The organism is Cellulophaga geojensis KL-A, assembly GCF_000568425.1.
GTDB lineage: Bacteria > Bacteroidota > Bacteroidia > Flavobacteriales > Flavobacteriaceae > Cellulophaga > Cellulophaga lytica.
The window spans coordinates 58,010-82,223 of sequence record NZ_ARZX01000002.1; the positions used below are offsets into that span (position 1 = coordinate 58,010).

16 protein-coding genes are annotated in these 24,214 nt (G+C 32.2%); 3 read left to right on the forward strand and 13 right to left on the reverse strand.

Features of this window, described 5'->3' with window-relative positions; all coding sequences use genetic code 11:
- Positions 1-18 precede the first annotated feature (18 nt).
- The gene (locus KLA_RS02580; protein ID WP_034643520.1) at positions 19-3,360 is read left to right on the forward strand and encodes a VCBS repeat-containing protein; all 3,342 of its coding nucleotides are present in this window, start codon (positions 19-21) and stop codon (positions 3,358-3,360) included.
- Positions 3,361-3,370: 10 nt separating this feature from the next.
- A complete protein-coding gene (locus KLA_RS02585) occupies positions 3,371-4,717 on the forward strand; it encodes a vanadium-dependent haloperoxidase (RefSeq protein ID WP_034643523.1) in 1,347 nt (448 codons plus the stop codon).
- A 306-nt stretch (positions 4,718-5,023) separates the two neighbouring features.
- Here KLA_RS02585 and KLA_RS02590 read toward each other — a convergent pair whose 3' ends face one another.
- The 4 genes from KLA_RS02590 to KLA_RS02605 form a co-directional block, all read right to left on the reverse strand.
- Positions 5,024-5,626, reverse strand: coding sequence for an HD domain-containing protein (locus KLA_RS02590; RefSeq protein ID WP_034643527.1), 603 nt, complete (start codon positions 5,624-5,626; stop codon positions 5,024-5,026).
- Positions 5,627-5,637: 11 nt separating this feature from the next.
- On the reverse strand, positions 5,638-6,177 hold the full coding sequence (locus KLA_RS02595; RefSeq protein ID WP_034643529.1) for a phosphatase PAP2 family protein: 540 nt from the start codon (positions 6,175-6,177) through the stop codon (positions 5,638-5,640).
- A 29-nt stretch (positions 6,178-6,206) separates the two neighbouring features.
- Positions 6,207-8,009, reverse strand: a complete 1,803-nt coding sequence (locus tag KLA_RS02600; RefSeq protein WP_232228765.1) for an LTA synthase family protein — start codon at positions 8,007-8,009, stop codon at positions 6,207-6,209.
- A 241-nt stretch (positions 8,010-8,250) separates the two neighbouring features.
- Positions 8,251-9,132, reverse strand: a complete 882-nt coding sequence (locus tag KLA_RS02605; RefSeq protein WP_034643537.1) for a diacylglycerol/lipid kinase family protein — start codon at positions 9,130-9,132, stop codon at positions 8,251-8,253.
- A 520-nt stretch (positions 9,133-9,652) separates the two neighbouring features.
- Here KLA_RS02605 and KLA_RS17930 point away from each other — a divergent pair.
- A complete protein-coding gene (locus KLA_RS17930) occupies positions 9,653-10,006 on the forward strand; it encodes a phosphatase PAP2 family protein (protein ID WP_161633450.1) in 354 nt (117 codons plus the stop codon).
- Between the two features lie 50 nt (positions 10,007-10,056).
- Here KLA_RS17930 and KLA_RS02615 read toward each other — a convergent pair whose 3' ends face one another.
- From KLA_RS02615 to KLA_RS02655, 9 genes are all read right to left on the reverse strand, one after another.
- Entirely contained in the window at positions 10,057-10,497 is a 441-nt protein-coding gene (locus tag KLA_RS02615) for a PepSY domain-containing protein (RefSeq protein WP_034643541.1), read from the reverse strand.
- Between the two features lie 70 nt (positions 10,498-10,567).
- Positions 10,568-11,326 carry a membrane protein gene (locus tag KLA_RS02620; RefSeq protein WP_034643545.1) on the reverse strand — a complete coding sequence of 253 codons (759 nt, stop codon included), beginning with the start codon at positions 11,324-11,326 and terminating at the stop codon, positions 10,568-10,570.
- A 136-nt stretch (positions 11,327-11,462) separates the two neighbouring features.
- A complete protein-coding gene (locus KLA_RS02625) occupies positions 11,463-13,880 on the reverse strand; it encodes a TonB-dependent receptor domain-containing protein (protein ID WP_034643549.1) in 2,418 nt (805 codons plus the stop codon).
- A gap of 164 nt (positions 13,881-14,044) precedes the next feature.
- Positions 14,045-14,443, reverse strand: coding sequence for a heavy-metal-associated domain-containing protein (locus KLA_RS02630; protein ID WP_034643553.1), 399 nt, complete (start codon positions 14,441-14,443; stop codon positions 14,045-14,047).
- Positions 14,444-14,479: 36 nt separating this feature from the next.
- Positions 14,480-16,255, reverse strand: a complete 1,776-nt coding sequence (locus KLA_RS02635; protein WP_034643556.1) for an efflux RND transporter periplasmic adaptor subunit — start codon at positions 16,253-16,255, stop codon at positions 14,480-14,482.
- A complete protein-coding gene (locus KLA_RS02640) occupies positions 16,245-16,727 on the reverse strand; it encodes a DUF305 domain-containing protein (RefSeq protein WP_034643558.1) in 483 nt (160 codons plus the stop codon). The genes KLA_RS02635 and KLA_RS02640 overlap by 11 nt, the downstream gene beginning before the upstream one ends.
- 19 nt (positions 16,728-16,746) lie before the next feature.
- Positions 16,747-19,245 carry a heavy metal translocating P-type ATPase gene (locus KLA_RS02645; protein WP_034643561.1) on the reverse strand — a complete coding sequence of 833 codons (2,499 nt, stop codon included), beginning with the start codon at positions 19,243-19,245 and terminating at the stop codon, positions 16,747-16,749.
- A 2-nt stretch (positions 19,246-19,247) separates the two neighbouring features.
- The gene (locus KLA_RS02650; protein WP_034643563.1) at positions 19,248-20,465 is read right to left on the reverse strand and encodes a TolC family protein; all 1,218 of its coding nucleotides are present in this window, start codon (positions 20,463-20,465) and stop codon (positions 19,248-19,250) included.
- Positions 20,462-24,190 carry an efflux RND transporter permease subunit gene (locus tag KLA_RS02655; RefSeq protein ID WP_034643566.1) on the reverse strand — a complete coding sequence of 1,243 codons (3,729 nt, stop codon included), beginning with the start codon at positions 24,188-24,190 and terminating at the stop codon, positions 20,462-20,464. Before KLA_RS02655 ends, KLA_RS02650 begins: the two co-directional genes overlap by 4 nt.
- Positions 24,191-24,214: the final 24 nt, after the last annotated feature.

The following is a 24,214-nucleotide window of genomic DNA, read 5'->3' on the forward strand; positions in this document are numbered from 1 at the left end:
TATAAAAAACTAACCATTTTGAAACACATATTACTAATTTGTGCAGTGGTATTACTTACTACCTCATGTAATAAATCTACTAGCAACAATAGGTTTACTTTACTGCAAACATCTGCTACTAATGTTGAGTTTAACAATACTATTACGGGTAATGACAGTTTAAACATTGTTACGTTTCAGTACATATATAATGGAGGAGGAGTTGGTATTGGTGACTTTAACAACGATGGTTTACAAGATGTAGTTTTTACAGGTAACCAAGTATCTTCTAAAATATATTTAAATAATGGAGGGTTAACTTTTAAAGATATATCCCAAGCTGCAAATTTTACTACAACTTCATGGGTAACAGGCGTTACTGTTATAGATATTAATGCAGATGGTTGGGATGATATTTATTTAAGTGTAGGCGGACCAAATTGCAGTGGCAATTGCAACAACTTACTTTTTATTAATAATGGGTTAACTAAAAACGGAATACCAACATTTACAGAAGAAGCTGCTGCTTACCAATTAAACGACCCTAACAATAGTCAGCAAGCCGTATTTTTTGATTATGATTTAGATGGAGACTTAGATGTTTTTATTATTCACAATGGGAGCTCTCGTTTTTCTCAAAATTCACCTGTTCCTAAACATTATTATACCAAAGAGCTAGCAGATTATTTATTGCGTAATGATAGCGTAGAGGGTATAAAACATCCTGTTTTTACAAATGTATCAGACAGTTTAGGGATTAAACACAAAGGATTTTCTTTGGGTGTAGCTGTACAGGACTTTAATAATGATGATTTACCAGATATTTATGTATCTAATGATTTTTTAACTGAAGATTTAGTGTATATAAATAATGGTGTAGATACTGTTACTCATAAGCACAAAGGGTTTGCAGAATTTAATAAAGAATTGTTAAGTGTACAAAGCTTTAATGGTATGGGAGTAGATGTTGCAGACGTAACTAACTCTGGCTACCCAGATATTATGGTTGTAGATATGTTACCTAAAAGCTACAAGCGGCAAAAAAGTATGTTAGGTCCACATAATTATGATAAATTTTTAACTGCACAACGCAACAATTATAGTTCACAATTTATGCGTAATACGTTGCAAATACATAATGGATTGTTAAACAATACTGTTGTACAAGCTAGTGAAACAGCTAAATTTTCTGGCGTAGCAGCTACAGATTGGAGCTGGTCTCCTATGATGGTAGATTTTGATAATGATGGCGATAAAGACATTTATATTACTAATGGATATGTAAAGGATATTACAGATTTAGATTTTATAAACTACTCTAAGCAAAGCACAATTTTTGGATCAGAAACAACTAAAAACAAACAGTTGTCTGCACTTATTTCTAAAGCTCCTGGTGTTTTTATTCCTAATTATTTTTATGAAAACACCAATAATTTAAAATTTAAAGACGTTAGTAAACAATGGGGGAGTACAGAAAAATCTTTTAGTAATGGCGCAGCTTTTGCAGATTTAGATAATGATGGCGACTTAGATATTGTTGTAAATAACATTAACCAAAAGGCTTTTATTTTACAAAACAATACAACAGATCTAACTACTGAGTCCAACTTTTTAAGACTAAAATTAAAAGGAAACAAAAAAAATAGTAAAGCTATTGGAACAAAAATTAAATTATGGTCTAATGGCAATATGCAAACACAATATCAATCTCTTACACGCGGGTATTTGTCCTCTGTAGAACCTATTATTCATTTTGGAATAAAAGATACTATTGTAGACTCTTTACATATAATATGGCCAAATAAACAAATAACAAAGGTATATAATCCTAAAATAAACACTGTTTTAGAGGTAGATATTAAATATGCTAAAGTAACTAATAATACATCTGCTTTAGAATTAGCCTTATTAAAAAATAACACATCAATTTTACCATTTAAACACCAAGAAAATAGTGGTCATGATTACGTTTCTCAACATTTGTTAATGAGTCAGTACTCTAAACTAGGACCGTGTATAGCGGCAGCAAATATTAATAAAACCTTGGGAGATGAGCTTTTTATTGGTGGTAGTAAAGGCCAGCCGTCTACTATATGGACTCAAAATAAAGATGGCATTTATCAAATTACTCAAAAGTTAGATAGTATATATGAAGATGCAGCCGCTGTATTTATAGATATTGATAATGATAAGGATTTAGACCTTTTTGTGGCTAGTGGTGGAGCAGAGTTTGATAGCAACTCTAATGTATTACAAGACAGAATTTATATTAATAATGGTATTGGACAATTTACATTGACGAATAATAACTTACCAAAGCTACAAAATATAGGTTCCTGCATTACGGCTAATGATTATGATAAAGACGGAGATATAGATGTTTTTGTTGGTAGCAGATTGGTAAAAGGAAGCTACCCAACTGCGCCAAATAGTAGCTTATTACAAAACAATGCAGGCGTTTTTAGTACTGTTAAAAACGATGAACTAACCACAATAGGAATGGTTACAGATGCAACCTGGCAAGACGTTAATAATGACGGTTGGCAAGATTTGATTGTAGTAGGCGAGTGGATGTCTATTTCAATTTTTATAAACAACAATGGCACTTTAAAAAAGATTACTCCTAACTGGGTAAATACAGGAAATAAGACTACAGAAGTTTCGGGTTGGTGGAATACGATAAAAGCAGGTGATTTTGACAATGATGGTGATATAGATTTTATTGCTGGAAACCAAGGAGAAAATAGTTTTGTTTGTCCAGAAGAGAACAAACCAGTGTATGTATACAAGCAAGATTTTGATAAAAATGGTAGTATAGATCCAATAATTGCTCAGTATTTTACAGATTTAGATAAAAATAACGTTTTGTTACCAGTACAAACAAGAGATGATATTGTAAAACAATTGGTGGTATTAAAGCAAAAGTATAGTAGCTATGCAGCATTTTCAAATCCTTCTTTTACAGAATTATTAGAAATAAAAAACCTAAAAGAAGAAACCTTAAAAGCAACTATATTTGCAAGCGTTTATATAGAAAACTTGGGCAATAACACCTTTATAATTAATAAACTACCTAATATTTGTCAGCTTGCACCAATAAATGATATTCTTATTAAAGACATAGATAAAGATGGATTTTTAGATGCTCTTTTGGTTGGCAACAACACTACTTCTGAAACTGTATACGGGTTTACAAGAGCCATAAAAGGTATCTACCTAAAAGGAAGTAAAACAGGATTTAATGTGGTAAACAATAGTGAATCTGGTTTTTATGTTCCAGAACAATCCAATCATATTATTGAAGCAAAAACAGCTACAAATAGTAGTCTTATTATAGCAACACAAAACAATACTATAGCTAAAAGTTTTTACATCAACTAAAACGTATAAAATGCATCAAATAAAAAGTAATATATATAGCAAGTACACTTTTTTTATCTTGCTTTGCCTATGTACAGTAGTATCTTGCAAAAAGGAGAATGCAGCAATAGAAGTATCTGTAGATGCGTATTTTATCGCCGTAGATAAAATTACAGAAACTATGATACATGATATATTTTCGCCACCTGTGGCAAGCAGAATATATATGTATCCTAATGTTGCAGCGTATGAAATTATGGCACAAAACAATAAAAAATACAGCTCTTTATCTACTAAAATAAAAAGTCTAGAATCTATTCCAGAAGCACCAAAAGATGTTAATTTAAAAGTTGCTGCACTTGTTGCATATATAGATGTTAGTAAAGAACTTATTTTTAAAGACAACATTGTAACTACGTACGCAGATAGCCTTTTTACTAGTTGGAAAAAGACCAACGCAACAGAGTTTACAGCATCTAAAGCATACGGTTTAAAAGTTGCTAACCGTATAAAAGACTGGTTACACAAAGATAATTATAAAGAAACAAGATCTTTTGTAGGGTATGAAGTTACTACAGATAATCCTAGCAGGTGGCAACCAACGCCACCAGCTTATATGGATGGTATAGAGCCACATTGGAACAAAATAAGAACAATGGTACTAGATTCTGCAGCACAGTTTAAACCAAAAAGGCATCCTGAGTTTTCTATGGAACCCAACAGTGCGTTTTATAAAGAATTGCAAGAAGTATACACAGTTACGAACAAGATTAGGAAAAACGGAGATACCACAGAGGAAGTAGCAATTGCAAGGTTTTGGGATTGCAACCCGTATGTATCTACAAGCAAAGGCCATTTAATGATTGCCACAAAAAAAATTACTCCAGGTGCACATTGGATGGGAATAACAAAAATAGCGTGTAAACAGCATAAGCTAGACTTTACAGCTGCTGTACACGCAAATACTATAACATCTATTGGTATTTTTGATGCCTTTATTAGTTGTTGGGATGAGAAATACCGTAGCAATTTAATTAGACCCGAAACATTAATTAACAATACTATTGATAAAGAATGGACACCATTATTACAAACGCCGCCTTTTCCTGAATATACGAGTGGGCATTCTGTGGTTTCTGGAGCATCTGCAACTATATTAACACATTTGTTTGGTGATAATTTTAGCTTTAAAGATGACACCGAATTGCCTTTTGGTTTGCCAAGCAGAAAATTTACGTCTTTTAATGCTGCAGCTAATGAAGCTGCTATAAGCCGTTTGTATGGTGGTATACATTACAGAGCTGCAATTGATAATGGTGTTGTACAAGGCCAAAATGTAGGCAAACACATTATTGATAACCTAAAGCTTACCAACTAAAAATTTACATTAATTTATAGAGAAGAGTAAGAGTCTAAATAATCCTATTTTACATAATGTAAATTATAAGGCAATTTATAACAATTAACGAAATAGCGCATTTTGTTACCGTTAAATTAAAATGGAAAACCCGATAATTTAAAAGTGACAATCATAAAGCTTATATAAATATCAAGTTACCTAAATCACAATGGGTTATAAAAATAATGTGTGAGAATTATTGTGAAAAACTAGTGAAAATTGAGATCTATAAATTAATAACAGCTGAAAATTTTTCACAAAAATAAAATTTATAAAAATACTTAATCAATTAGAGTACTTTGACTTAATTTCTTTCTCCAATAAAACGATGTTCTTTAATTTATCTTTTTCCAATTTAATACAGCCAAAATTTGACTTGTATTTATGATTTTGTAGAAATTCTATGTTTAAATTTAACCAATCTAGGTCTTCAAATTTTAAATTAATTTGATTTTCCCATTCTGTTCTTAGTAATTTATTTTTAACGATGAAGTTATCACTCGCTAAATGAAATAAATCTGAGTCACACAGAATCTTTTCTATTTCGCACATTGGATTTTGCGGCATTTTTGTAGCCAATATTAAGCTTATAACAGTTTGTAACTTATCACTTTTGTAATTATTCTGTTTTAAAAAATTATTAGCTAAAATAACGCTAGATTCTTCGTGACAACTATAATCTAAAGAAAAACCTGTATCATGGAATAGTGCAGCTATTTTTAAAATTTCCATATCTCGTTCAGAAATTTTCTCGTACTCCCCTATTATTCTTACATTCCTTAATACATCCAGCGTGTGTTCTTCATTATGAAAAGCTAAGTATTTACAATTACTTTCTCTTATTATTTTTAGACAATATTCCTTAGTTTTATCTACTATATTACTCAAAACTATTATTTTTAAAATTTATATTTTAACCCTAATAAATGAGACCCTTCATAACTATTGTACACAAGCTCTAAGTGTTTTTTTTGATATGGTGTTGTAAATAAATATGTACTGCCGATCCCAACTACTGCACCAGCTAGTATATCCCAACCATCATGTTTATTAGCATCTATTCTACTAAATGCAGTAAATCCAGCTATTGCGTATGGTAATATGCTATATTTAAAACCATATCGCATATGAATAAAAGATGCTCCTTGAAATGTTGTAGAGGTATGTCCTGATGGAAAAGCTTTAGTGTTACTATTATCTGGTCTAGGTTTTTTAATACTTACTTTTAAACTGTATGTTAGAGCTTTATTTAAAATAAACCCTTTTGTAAATTGCCAAGCTCCTTTTTTATCTTCTTTTAATAGTGTTAAAGACAAAGCTGATACTGGAACCAGTAATAAACCTATATCACCCGCCTTCTCGATATCTGATTTTTGAGAGCTAACGAGTTGAGAAGATAAAAGTAGTATGATTAAAACTGTACTTAATAGTAATTTCATTTTAATAAAATTTCTTGATTTATATTTGATTATTCAATTTTATACGTACCATTTTTATACATATTAGAAGCAGAAACTATATGACCTAGAGCATCTTTTGCTAACTCCTTATCTAATGGTTTTTCTATAAAAACGGTGTCATTTAATAATTGAAACTGAACTGCTGGTTTATTAGGCTGTAGAACAACTAAATCATTACCTACCCTAAATGCATTTGTAGTATAAAATTGCATCATTGCTCTACCAGGAGTAAGTGAATCCAATTCAAAAATATTTCTACCTGGCATTGGGGTTTCAACAGTTAACCCTGTAAGATCTAATAAGGTTGGAGGAATGTCTATTTGACTACATAGTTTATCATAATTAACTCCTCCTTCTATTCCTGGAGCTATAATTAATGCAGGAATATGAAACTTATTTACGGGTATTAAGTTTTTACCGTAAGTTCTTGTGTTATGATCAGCAATCACGATAAAAACAGTATTATTATAATAAGCTTCCTTTTTAGCAGCTTCAAAAAATTTACCTATCGCATAATCTGCATATTTAATAGCGTTATTTACAGTATTTTTCTTTTTATCAAACAATTCAATTCTATCATCAGGAAACTCAAATGGCTCGTGATTTGAAGATGAAAACATTAATGAAAAGAATGGTTTATCTCCGTAAGATTTATATAGAGAATTTGCTTTTTTTACGAGGTCTTCATCAGAGACTCCCCATACCCCCTTAAAAGCATACTCATTTTTATCAAAATCGTTCTCGTCTACAATATTCTTAAATCCATTACCATTAAAAAAACTTGCCATATTATCAAAATTAGCAAGCCCCCCATATATAAAACTAGTTTCATATCCTTTTTTACCAAGCACATCTGCCAAAGTGAAAAAACCTTGTTGTGACTTACCTAACTTAACAACACTTCTACTAGGAGTTGGTAAAAAACCAGATACAACTGCCTCTATACCTCTCACACTTCTTGTTCCAGTACTATACAAATTAGTAAAAGCTAAACCTTCTTTTGAAAGTTTATCTAAATTTGGAGTTAATGGCAAACCTCCCATATAACCAACATACTCTGCTCCCAAACTTTCTTGTAGAAAAATCACCAAATTATATGGTTTATCAGTTTTATGAATACTAATTTGCTGATGTAATAAAGGAATATCCTTGTTAGTAAAACTAGAAGCCCCATTTGTTGTCATATATTTCTGGACTCTTTCTATGGCTTCTTTCTCATCCATTCTTCCATACATCTTATTACTATTTACTTCATCTCTTAAAGAGTAAACAGCAAATGAAACAGTATATAAAGAACTCATTGCAAGACTATTGGTAAATTGATCTGGCGAAAAAATAGCGCTGCTAGGGTTTATTGGTCTTAAAGATGTTAATGACGATCTAGCTCCCCAGAATAATAAAAAAGCTAGTAAAGGAAAAAGAAAAATTTTCCATTTATACTGAGTACTAAAATCTAAGGAAAACCAGTTTTTACTTTTTTTAAATATAAATATAGAACCTAAAACAAGTAATGAAACACAAAGTAATATCTGTAAACCAAAACCTTTTAATAACATATTAGACACCTCTTTAGGGTATATTAAATATTCTATAAAAAGTCTATTTGGTCGAGTATCATACTGTAATAAAAATGTAGGTGTAACTATTTCCATAAATAGGAACAGAACTAACATTATACCTAAAAAATACCTGAAAAATGGTTTTATAAATTTTAAAGCTACGTTAGGTAAAAAGACAATTAAAAATGTAGGTAAAATAGAGATATAACTTAATAATATAACATCCATTCTAATTCCAATTGGAAATAACATCCAAAAGTTTTCTGAGCTTGAAACTCTCTCCCAGAAAAAGATTAGAATAAAAACTCTACTTAAAGTTGTAATAGCTAATCCAATTAAAAAAAAAGTTACAATAGGTTTTGTAAATTTAACTTTAGATAAAAATTTATTAAACACCTCCATACTCAACAATTAAATTATTTAAGTGTTAAAAGTATTGTTCAATTCTAAAGATAATCTTAAGCTAGTTTATTGTAAAAGGAGGATTTAATTTCTACACAATGACAGATAATGACTGTTCTAATATTTCAATATTTAACATATCATTCATTTGCTTAGTATACTCACCATCAATTTGACTGTCTAAGGGTTTTTTACTTAAGTTTCTAACAACTAAAGAATTAGACTGATAATATTCTAAAGGCTTAAAGAGGTGTGGTTTTTTTAGCAACATTAATAATCCTAATAAAATAATTTTTCTTTTAGATATTTCTGGAATAACTACAACATCTAGCTTTCCGTCGTTTAATAAAGCTTTAGGAGTTAAGCTAATACCATATCCCATTTGATTTGTATTAGAAATAAAAACCATAAACGGATTTATTAGTTTTTTACCTTTATCTAATAAAATTACTTTTTTTGTATTCTTTTTAAATCTTCTTAATGTTTTTATACTAGATATTAAATAACTATAAAAATTTCTTCTTTCAAATTTTTCATAATCTTTAATAACTTCAGCATCAAAACCTATTCCCATATTACTAAAAAATGGTTTACTATTAATTAGGCCAATATCAATTTTCTCGACGTTTTTAATTTTAATTTTTAACAGAGCATTTTTTATAGAAAATGGTATTTTTAAATTTGAAGCTAAACCATTACCTGAGCCTAAAGGAACAATACCAAAGATGATATTGGTCCCTACCAATTTAGTAGCTACTTCATTTATTGTACCATCACCTCCACACGCAACAATTATATTAGCTCTTTGCGATATAGACTTTTGCGCTAAAATTAAAGGATGCCCTTTATATTCTGATACTTTAATTTTTACAATATATAATTCCGCATTAAAATATGATTGCAGATACTCTGTAGTAAAAATATTATTACCAGAACCTGCTATGGGATTTACAATAAAATGAATATCAATCAACTCTTTGAAATAAGATTATAATAGAATTATATTTTTTAAAAGTAGATAGAGAATCTAAAGAAATTTTAAAGAGAATTTGCTTTAAAGTTTCTTTAGATTTCTGGTTTAGATTTAAACTAAAAAAAATTACATTATGAAATCTACAGCCTTATTAATTATTTTTATTTTTAGTTTCAATACTATTTGTATCTATGCTCAAAAGGATTCGATAATAATTACTTCTAATCAGAAGAATAATTTTTTTTAAAAAAATATTCTTCCTATTTCTTTAATTATAACCGGAAGTCTTGTTAGTGGAAGTGAATTAGAAAAAGATTTTCAAAAAAATACTAGGGATTTAGTTGGTAACAATTTTAAAACCAATGTTGATGATTATTTAAGGTATGCTCCTATCTTAGAAATGTATGCTGCAGATGCTTTTGGAATAAAATCTAAAAATCACTGGTTTGATCAATCAAAGAATTTGACTATCTCAATCATAATTTCCGACTTCATAACATTCAGGTTAAAAAACTGGACAATGAAAGCTAGGCCAAAAGGCGAAGAAGACTTGCAATCATTTCCGTCAGGACACACATCCTTTGCCTTTACAAATGCAGGGGTTCTATATCAAGAATTTAAAGATTCATCTCCTTATTTGGCATATAGTGGCTATGCTCTTGCGACAGCCACAGGAGGATTAAGAATTGCAAACAATTCACATTGGTTTAGTGATGTAATAGTTAGTGCGGGTATTGGAATATTGGTAACGGAATTAGTATATTTATTTGATCCTATAATTAAATGGAACCCCTTTAAAAAAGTAAAAGGAATTAACTTATATCCAAAAATAGATAAAAATCACTATGGAGTATATTTTAAAAAAACCTTTTGATATAAAAGGGATATTTCATTTTATATCTGAAGTATCCCTTTCTCTTTTAATCAATTTTTAACTTCTTGCTTTACCACTTTACCGTTTGCGTCTATGGCTACTTCAATTTCAGTTTCGTCCTTTTCAATTTCAAATTCATAGACTGTTCCGTTTTGGGTTTCTGAGATTTCTGCCTCTTCCATTTCATATCCTGGAAATGATGAAGCTAATGCAGCCTTCACATTTTGAGGAATATCGTTTTCATCAATCTCATGCTCTGTCTCTTTCCACGTGCCATCTTCTAGAAAGTTTGCTGAATATTCAACCTTATTCATTTTAAACTCAGCTTCCCATTCGGTAGTGTTTTCTTTTTCCCATTTCACTTTTTTAGCTGTTGGAAATTTCTTCGCAAAAGCGTCTTTTACTTTTTGTGGTGCTTTGTCTCCTCTAGAAGTAAAAGCAAATAATATTGTTACTAAAAAAATGCCTAATATTACTTTTAATGTTTTCATTTTTTATCTTTTTTTAAATTAATAATAATCTAAAAGTAATATCTAATTCTAAAGAATATTTTAAGGAAATCTAAAGACCTTCTTTTAATAATTTATTTTGATGTTGTAAATGAGTGATATAAATAAATATGGCAATTAATACTACCGAAACAATAGATGCTGGCAATGTTCCTAAATCTAAACCACCTTTGTTTAACGGTTTGGTAAGAAAGTCGCCAAAAGTTGCACCAAATGGACGTGTAAATACAAATGCAATCCAGAATAATAGTATTTGATTCACTCTTGTAAAATAGTGCAACAAGATTACTAATGCTATTATGGATGCAGTAACTAACGCTCCAATTAAATAGCTTAAACCAATTTCGTCACTTAAATAGTCTCCAAAAGCTGTACCTAAACTGTTTGAGAACAGTACTGCTGTCCAAAAAAACAATTCCTTTTTTTTATTTATAATAGGATAAACTTCTAAATTTTTATATTCTACGTACCAAAATGAAAGTGTAGCAAATAACCCCATAGCTAATACTAAACTGCCATAAGTATAACCTAGACCAAGGCTTCTATCCATAAAATCAGAAATCTCTGTTCCTAATGTTGTAGTAGCAATTATAACAAGCCAAAAGTATAATGGTACATATTTTTTTAAATATAACTGAATGCACAGCACAATAACAAAAAATAATAACGTAATTAAAATACCAATAGAATATCCTAAGCTTAAAGTTTGAGCAATAAAATCTCCCAATGTTTCGCCTAACGTTGTTGCCACGATTTTCATCAACCAAAATAAGGATGTTATTTCTGCTACCTTATTTAATTTAGTTTCCATAAGTCTCATAATTTAGTTATGCCTGTTAGAAAAAGAAAACCTACTTAATTATATATGTTTACTTTCTTTTACAGGTCTTCTATTATAAAAGTAATATTTGATTTTAAAGAAAAGCTTAAGATGCCTTCTATCAATATTAAAACTTATACTTCATCCCCAACCTTACAATTTGGGTTTCGTAATAGTTCTCGTAAAGTGCAGTAAAACCTTCTCCTTTGATACGTTGCCTTAATCCGAAGTTGTTGAATAAATCACTTGCAGATAATGTGATTTCTCCTTTTTTATCCCAAATGGATTTTTTTAAACCTAAATCTACTGAAGAACGTGCCAACTCTTCGCCTTGTGGAATATTTCGTTTTGAATAATAAAGTCCGGTAACTTGTGCTTCAATTTCATAAGGTAATGTAAAAGAATTTGAAATTTTAAAATCTCCTGCTGTATCTGAAGATTTGGCAATACTAAATGGTCTTACAAATGGAAATAACAATGTACCCTCAAAAGCATTAATACTATTTCGGTAAATATTAGTACTCGCTGTTAATTTCCAGTTTTCAGTTAAGTCTTGACTGAATAATAACTCGATACCTGTGTTGGTGCTTTCTCCTGTATTTTGATAAATTCGGTTAACAATATCGTAATCTGGATTGCTATTATCTACACTAAAAATGCGTTGATAAGCACCTTTAATTTGTCTGTGATAAATGGCTGAAAATAATGAACCAGAACCCCAATTATAGCGATGTGCTGCTTCTACGCTATTTGTAAACTGCGGACGTAAATACGGGTTTCCAACTTTTAATAATTCTGGGTCATCATATTTTGGAAAGATGCGCAATTCGGGTTCGCCTGGTCTATCCACTCGACGATTGTAAAATAGCGAAAGTTTGTTTTTATCATTCAATTTATACGTAAATCGTAGACTTGGAAATAATTCAAAATAATCATACTTATCATTACTTGGATAATAGGCGTTTTGTGGGTCTAGTACATAAGACACATCGGTTTGTTCTGCACGCAATCCTGCTTCCACATCAAAAAGTTCCTTTTCCAAAAGATAGTTTCCGTAGAAGGCATAAAGATTTTCCTTCCATATTAAAAAACTGCCTAAATCTGGATAAATAATAGATTCATTCCCTCGATTAATCGTGTAGTCCACAGGTAAATTTCTGAATCTCACTTTTGCTCCAGCTTCAATTTTACCGCTACTTAAGGCTCGTGCATAATCTGTTGACAAGCTTGTGGTGTGCTCAATAGCCCTAATATTGGTCATATCTCTGCCAACACGAACCGCAGAACTATCGTTCAAGAAATAACTTTCATCTTCTAAACCTCGTGTATATTGCGCATTTGCAGATAGCGAATGACCTGCTTGCGGAAAATTATGTTTATAATTAGCTGCGACGTTTATAAAGCTTGTAATTTCTTCTTCTTTCCAAGTGTATAAACGATTACGAACGTTATTATCTAAATTGATAAAAACAACTTGTGAGGTATCAATATGCTTTTCCCTATCAAACATTCCTGAAAATGTAATGGCATCATTCTCACTTAATTCCCAATCTACGCCACCTGTAATTATGGAACGAAACTGTCTTCTATTTTCAGGAACTTGCGAAATGATATTACGACCATCATCGTAATTTCTTGTTGTAAACTCGTTATTAGGTAAAGCTTCTTGAATGATGAATTCGGATTGTAGAAAATAGTTAAGTTTATCTGTTCTGTAATTAAGGTTTAAACTTGGAATCAGTTTAGGGTTAACTGAAAAACTACCATAATCCGTTGGTGTATCTTGTTTTCGTTTAGATAACGCACCCAAACCGAACGACAAACCCACGTCTCCATTTAAACCTGTTTGCTTTTCCTTTTTATAAATGATATTTACAATACCTGCAAAACCGTTAGCATCGTATTTTGCGGATGGATTGTTGATGATTTCAATACGTTCAATATTAGATGCCGGAATATTACTTAATCCTTTTTGGTTACCAAAACCTGTAAGACTCGATTGTTTACCGTCTATTAAAACCACTACTTTATCACTACCACGCAACACCACTTTTCCTTCTTGGTCGAAAGCAACACCTGGCATTGTTTTCATAGCATCCACCACAGAACCACCAGACTGCGCCACATTATCAGTAAGACTAAAAGACTTTTTATCCAATGCTGAATTTACAGTCGCTCGTTTTGCTTCAATGGTTACTTCATCTAAAGCTTCAGCAGAGGATTTTAGTTCTATTTTACCTAAATCGAAAATTGGGTTTAATCCACCTGAAGCAATTTTTCGTTGTATCGTTTCAAAACCCAAATAGGTAATATTTATGATGTACTTTCCTGTTTTTAAATCCTTGATTTCAAATCGTCCATTATCATCGCTAATGGTTCCTGTAACTATGGCATTAGTAGCTTCATCATTTACAGAAATACTGACAAAAGGCAAAGTTTCTTGAGTTTCTTGGTCTATAATTTGACCAGTAATAGTAATTGTTTCTTGTGCGTTTACAAGGAGAGAAATAAATAGTATAAGTATTGTAAGCGTTTGTTTTATCATTAGTTTCAATTTTTACAGGACAAATGTAGTGTTGAAATCTAAAGGGATATTAAAGAAGTTAAGTTGTGAGATATTGAACTTTTAATTTATAAAAATTATTAAAAAAAAGGCTGTCAATAAAAATGATTTTGTCATTTTCAAACAGCCTGTAAACATTTCAAATTTTATTGATTCATCATCATTTCGTGGTCGTATTGACAACAACCTGGTAAACCATCATAAGCTTCTTCACTACCTGCAACTTTTTCGGTATCATATCCTGAAGCTGCAATAGCTTTGTGAATTGTCATAGCATCTGTTTTGGTATCATCAAAAGAAACATCAATCTTCTTTTTGTCTTTATCCCAGTTTGCAGCAGTAACACCTACAACACTATGGGCTGCTTTTTCAATGGTGTTTTTACACATACCACAATTGCCTCTTACGCCAAAAGATAAATCTGTCATTGCGATTTCTTTGGACATTTCAGTAGTTGATGTTTCAGCTTCCTTTTTAATTTCATTTTTGCAACTTGTTAATCCTATAGCCATTATTATAGCTACACTTAAAATTACTTTATTCATTTTTTTAAAATTTAATTGTTATTATTTGATTTATTATTATTCTATGACTTGTTTTACTTCTCCGCAGGTTAACATGGTGCTACCAAAATAGGGATTGATTACTTTTTCTTCTTTACTCAACCAATAAGCGCCATTGTTGTTTTCTGCCATCGGACAAAACTTCACATACACTTTTTCATTAATACCGAACAGTTGTACTGCATTTATTAATTGTGATGATAGATCTTTGAAATGAACTCTTTGCTCCTTTATATCTGATGTTTTGGAAATAGATGTCGCAGCAATTTTTACTTCTTTTTCCAATGACACCCAATGTGTATGTGCTTCATCTTTTAGTAACTTCATATATACTTTGGATATATTATCCAATAAGCTATTTGATATTGTCATTACAGTTTTAGAATCCTCATTGACTAAAGCATCTTTTAAATTGATATAATCATTGTAAACAACTTTTAATTGTTCTTGAAATTTTTCTGACACTTCCAAACGTTCATTCATATTGGTATGGTCGTTCTCTTCTTTTAATGCCTTATTATCCATACCTAAATGTCCTTCGTGACCTGTCATTACTTTGCCACCATTCTTATTCATCATTGATTTTTTACCTTGTAATTGGGCTGCTGCATCTACTGTAAATGTGCCGTTAGTCACGATTTCATTTCCAATAAATAAACCTTCTAAAACTTCATATTCATTACCAATTTGGTTCCCTAAAACAACTTCACGCATTTCAAAAATGGTTTGGTCTGGATTGGTTTTTAAATAGACCACAGAACGTTTACCTGTCCAAAGTACAGCAGATGCAGGGATTGTTAATACCGCATCATTACTACTTGAAACTCGTTCAATATTTGCGGTTACAAACATTCCTGGTTTAAATACATCGTTTTTGTTATTAAGCACCACACGTAAGGTTACTGTTCTTGTTTTAGTATTTAAAATTGGTTCAATGAAATCTACTTTCCCTTTAAATTCCTTATTAGCATAAGCGTTTGTAGTCACTAAAACTTCTTGTCCCTTTTTAAATAAATCAATTTGATTTTCATAGACATCAAAGTTTGCCCAAACCGTATTGAGATTTGCAATTTTAAGCAATGGTTGACCTTGTTTGATGTAGTCGCCTTGTTCTACTAATTTTTCGGTAACTGTTCCTGAAACTGTTGCATAAACTGGAAAGTTTTCTTTTACTTTTTGGGTTTCTTCAATTTGATTGATTTGACTTACAGAAAGCTTCCACAACTTCAATTTATTACGAACTGCCTTATATAATTCAGGTTGGGATTCCTTTAAAGATGATGCCGTAATTAACTCTTGCTGTGCTGCATACAATTCTGGCGAATAAATGGTTGCTAATAATTGACCTTTACGAACTTCTTCGCCTGTAAAACTAACATTCAAACGTTCTATTCTACCCGAAAAATAACTGACTTGTACTGCGTTTGCCTCTTCATTTTCAGCAATTTTACCAGATAATTTAAGGGTGTTGCCATCAACATTTCCTTTACCTACAACAGTTGTTTGAATATTGGCTAAAGCCATCGCATTTTCGGTTAACTTGAATTGGTCTGCTAACAGACCATCACTTCCACTTTCGGCAGGAATTAAGTCCATCCCACAAATAGGACAATCACCTGGTTCTGGTTGCATAATTTGTGGATGCATAGAACACGTCCACATTTGATTGGTTTCTGCAAGCTCGTCGTGATTATGTCCTGTCTGTTCGTTTGATGAACCACTAAAAAGTAACCACCCCAACAATAGACCTATAGTAACTAAGCCTATATATATCACTATTTTATTATTTTTCATTTTCTAATCGTTTTATCATTGCTTTCATTTCTTCTATTTCCTTCTTTTGTGCTTTTATTATATCATCTGCTAATTTTTTAACTTCTGGGTCTTTTATATCCGCTCTTTCACTTGTTAATATTGCGATGGAATGGTGCGGTATCATTGCTTTCATCCAAAGGACATCACCAATAATTGGTGCTTGTGTTCTTACTAATCCTAATGCACTTACAAAGAGAATAAAACTACCTGCAAGTATTGCTATATTCTTTTTTTTGTCGTTATACATTTTTCGCATAAAAAACCACATTATGACTGCCATTGTTGAAATACCCAAACACGTCATATAGAAACGTGTTAAGCTAAACCATACGTGGTCTATGGAATATGTATTTAAGTACATTGTTATATACATAGCTATAAATGATAACCCTAACATTAAAAAAAATGTTTTATAGTTTCCTTTGTTTGTGTGTTCTTTTGAATTTTCCATAATTAGTTTGATTTTATAGTTAAATTTTAATTTTTCTTAATCTTAAAGCATTTGCTATTACCGAAACAGAACTAAAACTCATTGCTAATGCTGCTATCATTGGCGACAATAAAATGCCAAAAAATGGGAATAATACGCCTGCTGCAATAGGTAATCCTAATGTGTTATAAATAAGTGCAAAAAATAGATTTTGCTTTATGTTCTTCATTACGGAATGACTTAAATTTTTAGCCTTTACTATGCCGTGTAAATCACCTTTTACCAGGGTTATCATTGCACTTTCTATCGCTACATCTGTTCCTGTTCCCATTGCAATACCTACATCACTTTTTGCCAATGCTGGTGCATCATTAATACCATCACCTGCCATAGCAACCACTTTTCCATTTTCTTGCAGTTTCTCTACTTCTTTGAGTTTATCTTCTGGTAACATACTGGCTTTAAAATCTGCAAGATTAAGCTCTGATGCTACTGCTTGTGCTGTATCGTGATTATCGCCTGTTAGCATTATTACATCAATACCTTTATCTTGAAGTACTTTAATCGCTTTGGCACTTGTTTCTTTTATTATATCGCCTATAACTACATACCCAACAACGGTTTCATCTAATGATAAATAAGAAACTGTTTTACCCTGTTTTTGGTAAGATTTAGCTTCGTCTTTCATTGTAGAAGTAATATCTGCTTTGGCATATTCCATCATTTTAGGATTCCCTAAAGCCACTTTTTTATCATTTATTATAGCTTCAACACCTTTTCCTGTGACAGCACTAAAGTTTTTAGATTTTATTCTTTCAGCGTTATGTTCCTTTCCATATTTAACTGTCGCTTCTGCCAAAGGATGTTCACTATTGGCATTTAATGAAACAATGTATTGAAGTAGTTCATTTTTGTTTAAAGTATCACTAAAAGCACCTACTGTTTCTACCGTTGGTTTTCCTTCTGTAATAGTTCCTGTTTTATCAACTATAAGTGTATTTACCTTATCCATTTTTTCGAGAGCTTCGGCATTTTTAATTAATACACCATTTTGAGCACCTTTACCCACACCAACCATTACAGACATAGGTGTTGCTAAACCTAAAGCACAAGGACACGCAATGATTAAAACTGCAATTGCATTCACAAACGCATATACATAAACAGGTTCTGGTCCCCAAATTGCCCAAACCATAAATGTGATAATAGAAATAAGAACTACAACTGGCACAAAATAACCTGATACCTTATCTGCTAAATTCTGAATAGGTGCGCGACTTCTACTGGCATCATTAACCATATGTATGATTTGTGAGAGTAAGGTATCACTTCCTACTTTTTCCGCTTTCATCAAGAATGATTGATTCCCATTAATGGTTCCGCTACTTACTTTATCGTCTTGTGATTTATTTACAGGAATAGGTTCTCCTGTTATCATAGATTCATCAATGGTTGTTTCTCCTTCTGTTATTACACCATCTACAGGAATTTTATCACCTGGTTTTACTTTTAGAATATCATTTAATTCTATCTTATCTATACTGACTTCAATTTCTTCATCATCAATTATTTTTATGGCTTTATTAGGTGTTAACTTTAGTAACTCTTTTACTGCGGAATTGGTTTTACTGTGTGCTCGCGCTTCTAACAACTGTCCTAAAAGCACCAAGGTTAGAATAACCGTTGCTGCTTCAAAATAGACGTGTACTGCACCTGATTCAGTTTTAAACTGTGCTGGAAACACATCTGGAAATAACATCCCAAACACACTAAATAACCAAGCCACACCTGCACCGATTCCAATAAGTGTGAACATATTGAGATTCCACGTTTTTATACTTCTATAAGCACGCTCAAAGAACATCCAAGTCGCATAAAATACAACTGGAATAGATAATGCAAACTGAATCCAATTCCAATATTTCTGTTCCATTATATCGTACAATGGATTGTTATTGAGCATTTCGCTCATAGCCATTAAGAATATTGGTAATGTGAATGCAGTTGCTATCCAAAACTTCTTCAATAATTTTTTATAGGTCTTTTCTTCTGCTGAAACATCTGGTTGCATTGGTACTAAATCCATACCGCAAATAGGACACGAACCTGCTTCATCTTTTACAATTTCTGGATGCATTGGACACGTCCATTGTTCTGTTGAAGCTGTCGATAGATTTTGTTCTTCAACCAAATCCATTCCGCAAACAGGACAATCGCCTGATTTATCGTAGGTTTTATCACCTTCGCAATGCATTGGGCAATAAAATGTACCTGTGCCTTTGCCTTTTGATGTTTTTTCTGTTTTATCTTCTAAATGGTGATGATGTTCACCTTGTTTATGAATACTGTATCCACCATCATTTTTTAAGGCTTCTTGAAATGTTTCTATAGGAATATGCAATTCCATTTCGATTGTAGCTTCTGCCTTTTCTAAATTGACTGTTGCTTTTGAAACACCTTCCACTTTAGAAAGTGTTTCTTCTACGTGAGTACGACAACCGTTGCACGTCATTCCGTGTATGTGATATGTATGTTTCATTACTATTGTATTAAATAATTAATTATAGTACTCTGAACATAGTAGGTCTTCACAGATTCTATTTGGTTCATTTGAAACTTTAATTGTAGTTCTTGAATATCCAAAACATCATTAAAATCTATCGTTCCTGTTTCGTAGCTTTTGATTAAAATGTTTTCAGCATCTTTGGCTTGTTTTAAGTTCTTGGTTTGAGTCTCATAACTTATTCTTGTCGAAATACGCTCATTAATTGCTTTACTTAAAAGCGTTTCCAAAGTGTTTAATCGTTCTTGTTTTTGAGCCGTAATTTCCTGTTGTTGCAACTTATTTTGCTTGGTTTGAGATTTGTATTTCTTATTGAATATTGGGATGGACACCGAAACCATTGGCATTACAATATCTTTACCGTTATCAGAGAAATTCATATCTGGTCTTTCGGAAATATTGATATAATCCAAGCCAAAACCAATCATAGGACTGCTTTCTTTTTGGTTTAGTAATTCGGATTGTTCTATGGATTGATATAGTTTATCATACTTTAACAATTCAGGGTGTAAGGCTAAATTTTTAGTAGTGATTTCAAAGTCTTCTGAAGGCATCATTAAACCATCTACCACACTAACAGCAGTATCATTTTTCCTGTTCAAAAGCTTATTGAAATTAGTTTGTTCTGCTAAAAACTGTTGACTTAAAACATCTTTTAGTTGTTGCATTTCATTTTGACGCATTTGCAATCGTAACACATCTACAGCTGAAGCTTTGCCAACTTCAACCGAGGTTAATGCTAGCGTTTCGTAGGTTTCCAATAGTTTAATATTCTCGCTTAAAACCTCTTGTTTTGCTTTATTAGCGTAAAGATAATAATAGGATTGTGCTACAGAAGCCATCAATTTTCTTTTAGCTACAACAATGTCTTCGTATTTAGCATCTGCCAAAGCACTCACATAATTTTCTCGTGAAGCAATTGTACCAAACCACGGTAACATTTGTTTTGCCGATACTTTAAAACGTTGCGCTCCTGTTCTGGTTTCTGGTTCGCTTACGAAGTAACCCACGCTAAATTCGGTATTAGGAATGGTATTGACTTCATTCACTTTTTCGGAAGCAATGCGATACTGTAATTCAAATTTTTGAATTACAGGATTATTATTTAATGCTTCATTAATAAGTACTTCTAATTCTTGTGCATTTGAGACACTAAAAGTTAATAAACCTATGAGTGTATAAATTATTCTTTTCATTTGTTTGCTCTTTTCAATTTAAACTCTTCTCTCCAGCTATATAATACTGGTACAATAAAGTAAGAGGTAATGTCTATAACCATCCCTCCAAATATTGGAATTGCCATAGGTATCATAATATCACTTCCTTTTCCTGTGGATGTCAATACTGGCAACAGCGCCAAAATGGTAGTTACCGTAGTCATTAAACACGGACGAATACGTTTTTCGGCTGCTTGTAAAGCGGAAGTTCTAATGCTCTTTTTATCCGAAGGTTTTTCTCGCTCAAAAGTTTGCGTGAGGTATGTTGCCATAACGACACCATCATCTGTTGCAATCCCAAATAATGCTATAAAACCTACCCAAACCGCTACACTTAAATTGATGGTTTTCATATTGAAAAGGTCTCGCATATTTTCTCCAAACAAACTAAAATTAAAAAACCAATCTTGACCATACAGCCATATCATTATAAAACCACCTGCAAATGCAACCGTTATTCCTGTAAATACCATTAGTGACGTAGTAACAGATTTAAACTGGAAATACAGAATCAAGAAAATAATAGCAAGTGCTAATGGAACGACAACGGACAATGTTTTTTCTGCTCGTAACTGATTTTCGTAAGTTCCTGTGAATTTATAACTGATGCCTTTAGGAACCGTTAATTCTCCTGCATCTATTTTCTGCTGAAACAATGCCTGTGCATTTTCAACAACATCCACTTCTGCAAACCCATCTAATTTATCAAACAACACGTATCCAACTAAAAAGGTGTCCTCACTTTTAATTACCTGTGGTCCTTGTTCATACTGAATAGTCGCCAACTCACTTAATGGAACAGGGCTTCCTTTTTCAACAGGAATATAAATACCTTTTATATCGTTTGGATTACCACGCAACTCTCTTGGATAACGTACTCTAACAGCATAACGCTCTCTACCTTCAACCGTTTGAGTTAAAGCCATACCACCTATTGCAAACTTTAGCACGTTTTGCACATCTTCAATTGACACACCATAACGTGCTATCTTTTCCCTATCAATATCAATGAGCAAATACGGTTTACCAACAATTCTATCTGCAAAAACAGCTTCAACCTTAACACCTTCTGCCTGTTTTAAAAGACTTTCTAATTGCAAACCAAACGCTTCGATTTGTTTTAAATCTTGTCCTTTTACTTTTATTCCCATTGGTGCTCGCATACCTGTTTGAAGCATAACTAATCTGGTTTCTATGGGCTGTAATTTTGGTGCAGACGTAACGCCAGGTAATTTGGTAACTTTAACGATTTCATTCCAAATATCTTCTGGTGATTGTATTTCTGGTCGCCAATTCCTGTAGTATTCTCCATCATTATCTTCGATAAGTTGAGAATGTAAAACTTTTGTAAAAACAACATTTTCGGAATTATTAGGGTTAGCTATAAATGTTCCATTTTTCAATTCAAAAGCACCATCCTCATTAACTTTATAACGTTGCCTTTTTCCTTCGGAATTTCGCATATATTCAGATTTGTACTGAATCATATTTTCATACATCGACAAAGGTGCTGGGTCTAAAGCTGATTCTGTTCGACCAGCTTTTCCAACTACGGTTTCAATTTCTGGAATAGTAGCTACTGCCATATCTAATTGTTGAAGCACTCTTTTGTTTTCTTCAACACCAGAATGTGGTAATGAGGTTGGCATTAATAAAAATGAACCTTCATTTAAAGATGGCATAAATTCTTTTCCAGTATTGTTCATTATCCAAATACCAGAAATAAGTACGGTAGTTGGTATCATTAAAAACAAAAGTTTGTTGGCTAAAGCCCAGTTTAAAATCTGTCCATAATACCTTCTGAAAATTGAAAATATTCCTAAAATTCCGAAGCAAATGATAGCGACAAAAATTAAGTTGATGAAGATACTTCTGTCAAAACCTAGCGGTCTCCAATATTCAGCAAGTAAGAATACAATAGCAGCACATGAGATGATAATATTAACAAGATTGCTATTCTTTTTGTTGAGTTTTCTCGAAACTCCTAATAAACCTGTGACACCAAAAGCAATTAAAATTATCCCTAACCAATATCCAACACCAATAATTGCGATTCCGGCAATTATTAAAGCACCATTTAAAATATGCTTAAAAGAATTTTTAAGTGATGTTTTTCTGAATAAATAAGCTGCTAATGGCGGGATTAGAAATAAGGCAATAACCAAAGATGCTGATAACGCCATCGTTTTGGTAAATGCAAGTGGTCTAAACAATTTTCCTTCTGCACCAATCATTGTAAACACAGGAACAAAACTGATAATTGTGGTTAATACCGCAGTTAAAATCGCTCCAGAAACTTCGGCTGTGGCATTATAAACCACTTCATTTGTAGTTAACTCTGTACCGTCTTCTCGTAATCGTAATTTGTCATCATCGAGATGGCGAATCATATTTTCTGCGAGAATGACGCCTACATCTACCATAGTTCCAATAGCAATAGCAATACCAGAAAGTGCTACAATATTGGCGTCTACGTTAAACAGTTTCATCGTAACAAAAACCATTAAGACTGCAACAGGCAACAATCCAGAAATTAAAATAGAAGCTCTTAAATTGAAAACCATCACAATAATAACCAAAATGGTAATTAATATTTCTAGTGTCAATGCTTCATTAAGCGTGTCTAATGTTTCTTCAATAAGCTCGGTACGGTCATAGAAGGGAACGACTGTTAATTGAGATGTTCGTCCATCTGCCAATACTTTTGAAGGTAATCCACCTTTCAGTTCCTCAATTTGCGCCTTTACATTGTTAATAACCTCCATTGGATTAGCACCATATCTTGCCACTACAACACCACCAACAACTTCCGCACCTTCCTTATCCAATAAACCTCTTCGTGTTGCTGGACCTAATGATACTTTACCTATGTCTTTAATTTTAATTGAGGTAAAATCTTCTGATGTCACTACAGCATTTTCAATATCTTCAACAGATTTCACATAACCCAAACCACGCACTAAATATTCAGCTTGATTGATTTCTAAAGTCTGCGCACCAATATCTTGATTGCTACTTTTAACCGCTTTTACAATCTGGTTTAAGCTAATGCTATATTGACGCATCAATTCTGGATTAACATCTACTTGATATTCTTGAACATAACCACCAATAGAAGCAACTTCAGAAACACCGCTTGCACTAGATAAAGCATATTTTACGTAGTAATCTTGAATGCTACGCAATTCGTGTAAATCCCAACCACCAGTCACGTTTCCTTTTTCATCACGACCTTCAAGTGTGTACCAGAATATTTGTCCTAATCCTGTTGCATCTGGACCCAAAGCAGGATTAACACCTTCAGGTAATAATCCACTTGGTAATGAGTTTAGTTTTTCTAGAATACGACTACGACTCCAATAGAATTCTACATCTTCTTCGAAAATGATATAGATACTTGAAAACCCAAACATAGACGAACTACGAATGGTTTTTACTCCTGGAATACCTAATAAGGATGTGGTTAATGGATAGGTAATTTGGTCTTCAATATCTTGTGGCGAACGACCATCCCACTTTGTAAATACAATTTGTTGATTTTCTCCGATATCTGGGATGGCATCAACAGCCACAGGATTACTTGGTAAAAATCCAGTATCCCAATTGAAAGGTGCGTTTACAGTTCCCCATCCAACAAAAAGAGCAAGTAGCAGAACTGCAACGAGTTTATTCTCTATAAGAAATTTGATTGCTTTATTAAGCATATGATTTGATTATTAAACAGTTAG

Bases quoted from the DNA above. Each gene is read 5' to 3' on its own strand.
- KLA_RS02655 (WP_034643566.1), bottom strand. From the start codon at position 24,190: ATGCTTAATAAAGCAATCAAATTTCTTATAGAGAATAAACTCGTTGCA.
- KLA_RS02635 (WP_034643556.1), bottom strand. From the start codon at position 16,255: ATGAAAAATAATAAAATAGTGATATATATAGGCTTAGTTACTATAGGT.
- KLA_RS02585 (WP_034643523.1), top strand. From the start codon at position 3,371: ATGCATCAAATAAAAAGTAATATATATAGCAAGTACACTTTTTTTATC.
- KLA_RS02650 (WP_034643563.1), bottom strand. From the start codon at position 20,465: ATGAAAAGAATAATTTATACACTCATAGGTTTATTAACTTTTAGTGTC.
- KLA_RS02600 (WP_232228765.1), bottom strand. From the start codon at position 8,009: ATGTTATTTCCAATTGGAATTAGAATGGATGTTATATTATTAAGTTAT.
- KLA_RS02645 (WP_034643561.1), bottom strand. From the start codon at position 19,245: ATGAAACATACATATCACATACACGGAATGACGTGCAACGGTTGTCGT.
- KLA_RS02640 (WP_034643558.1), bottom strand. From the start codon at position 16,727: ATGGAAAATTCAAAAGAACACACAAACAAAGGAAACTATAAAACATTT.
- KLA_RS02620 (WP_034643545.1), bottom strand. From the start codon at position 11,326: ATGGAAACTAAATTAAATAAGGTAGCAGAAATAACATCCTTATTTTGG.
- KLA_RS02595 (WP_034643529.1), bottom strand. From the start codon at position 6,177: ATGAAATTACTATTAAGTACAGTTTTAATCATACTACTTTTATCTTCT.
- KLA_RS02625 (WP_034643549.1), bottom strand. From the start codon at position 13,880: ATGATAAAACAAACGCTTACAATACTTATACTATTTATTTCTCTCCTT.
- KLA_RS02615 (WP_034643541.1), bottom strand. From the start codon at position 10,497: ATGAAAACATTAAAAGTAATATTAGGCATTTTTTTAGTAACAATATTA.
- KLA_RS02630 (WP_034643553.1), bottom strand. From the start codon at position 14,443: ATGAATAAAGTAATTTTAAGTGTAGCTATAATAATGGCTATAGGATTA.
- KLA_RS17930 (WP_161633450.1), top strand. From the start codon at position 9,653: ATGAAAGCTAGGCCAAAAGGCGAAGAAGACTTGCAATCATTTCCGTCA.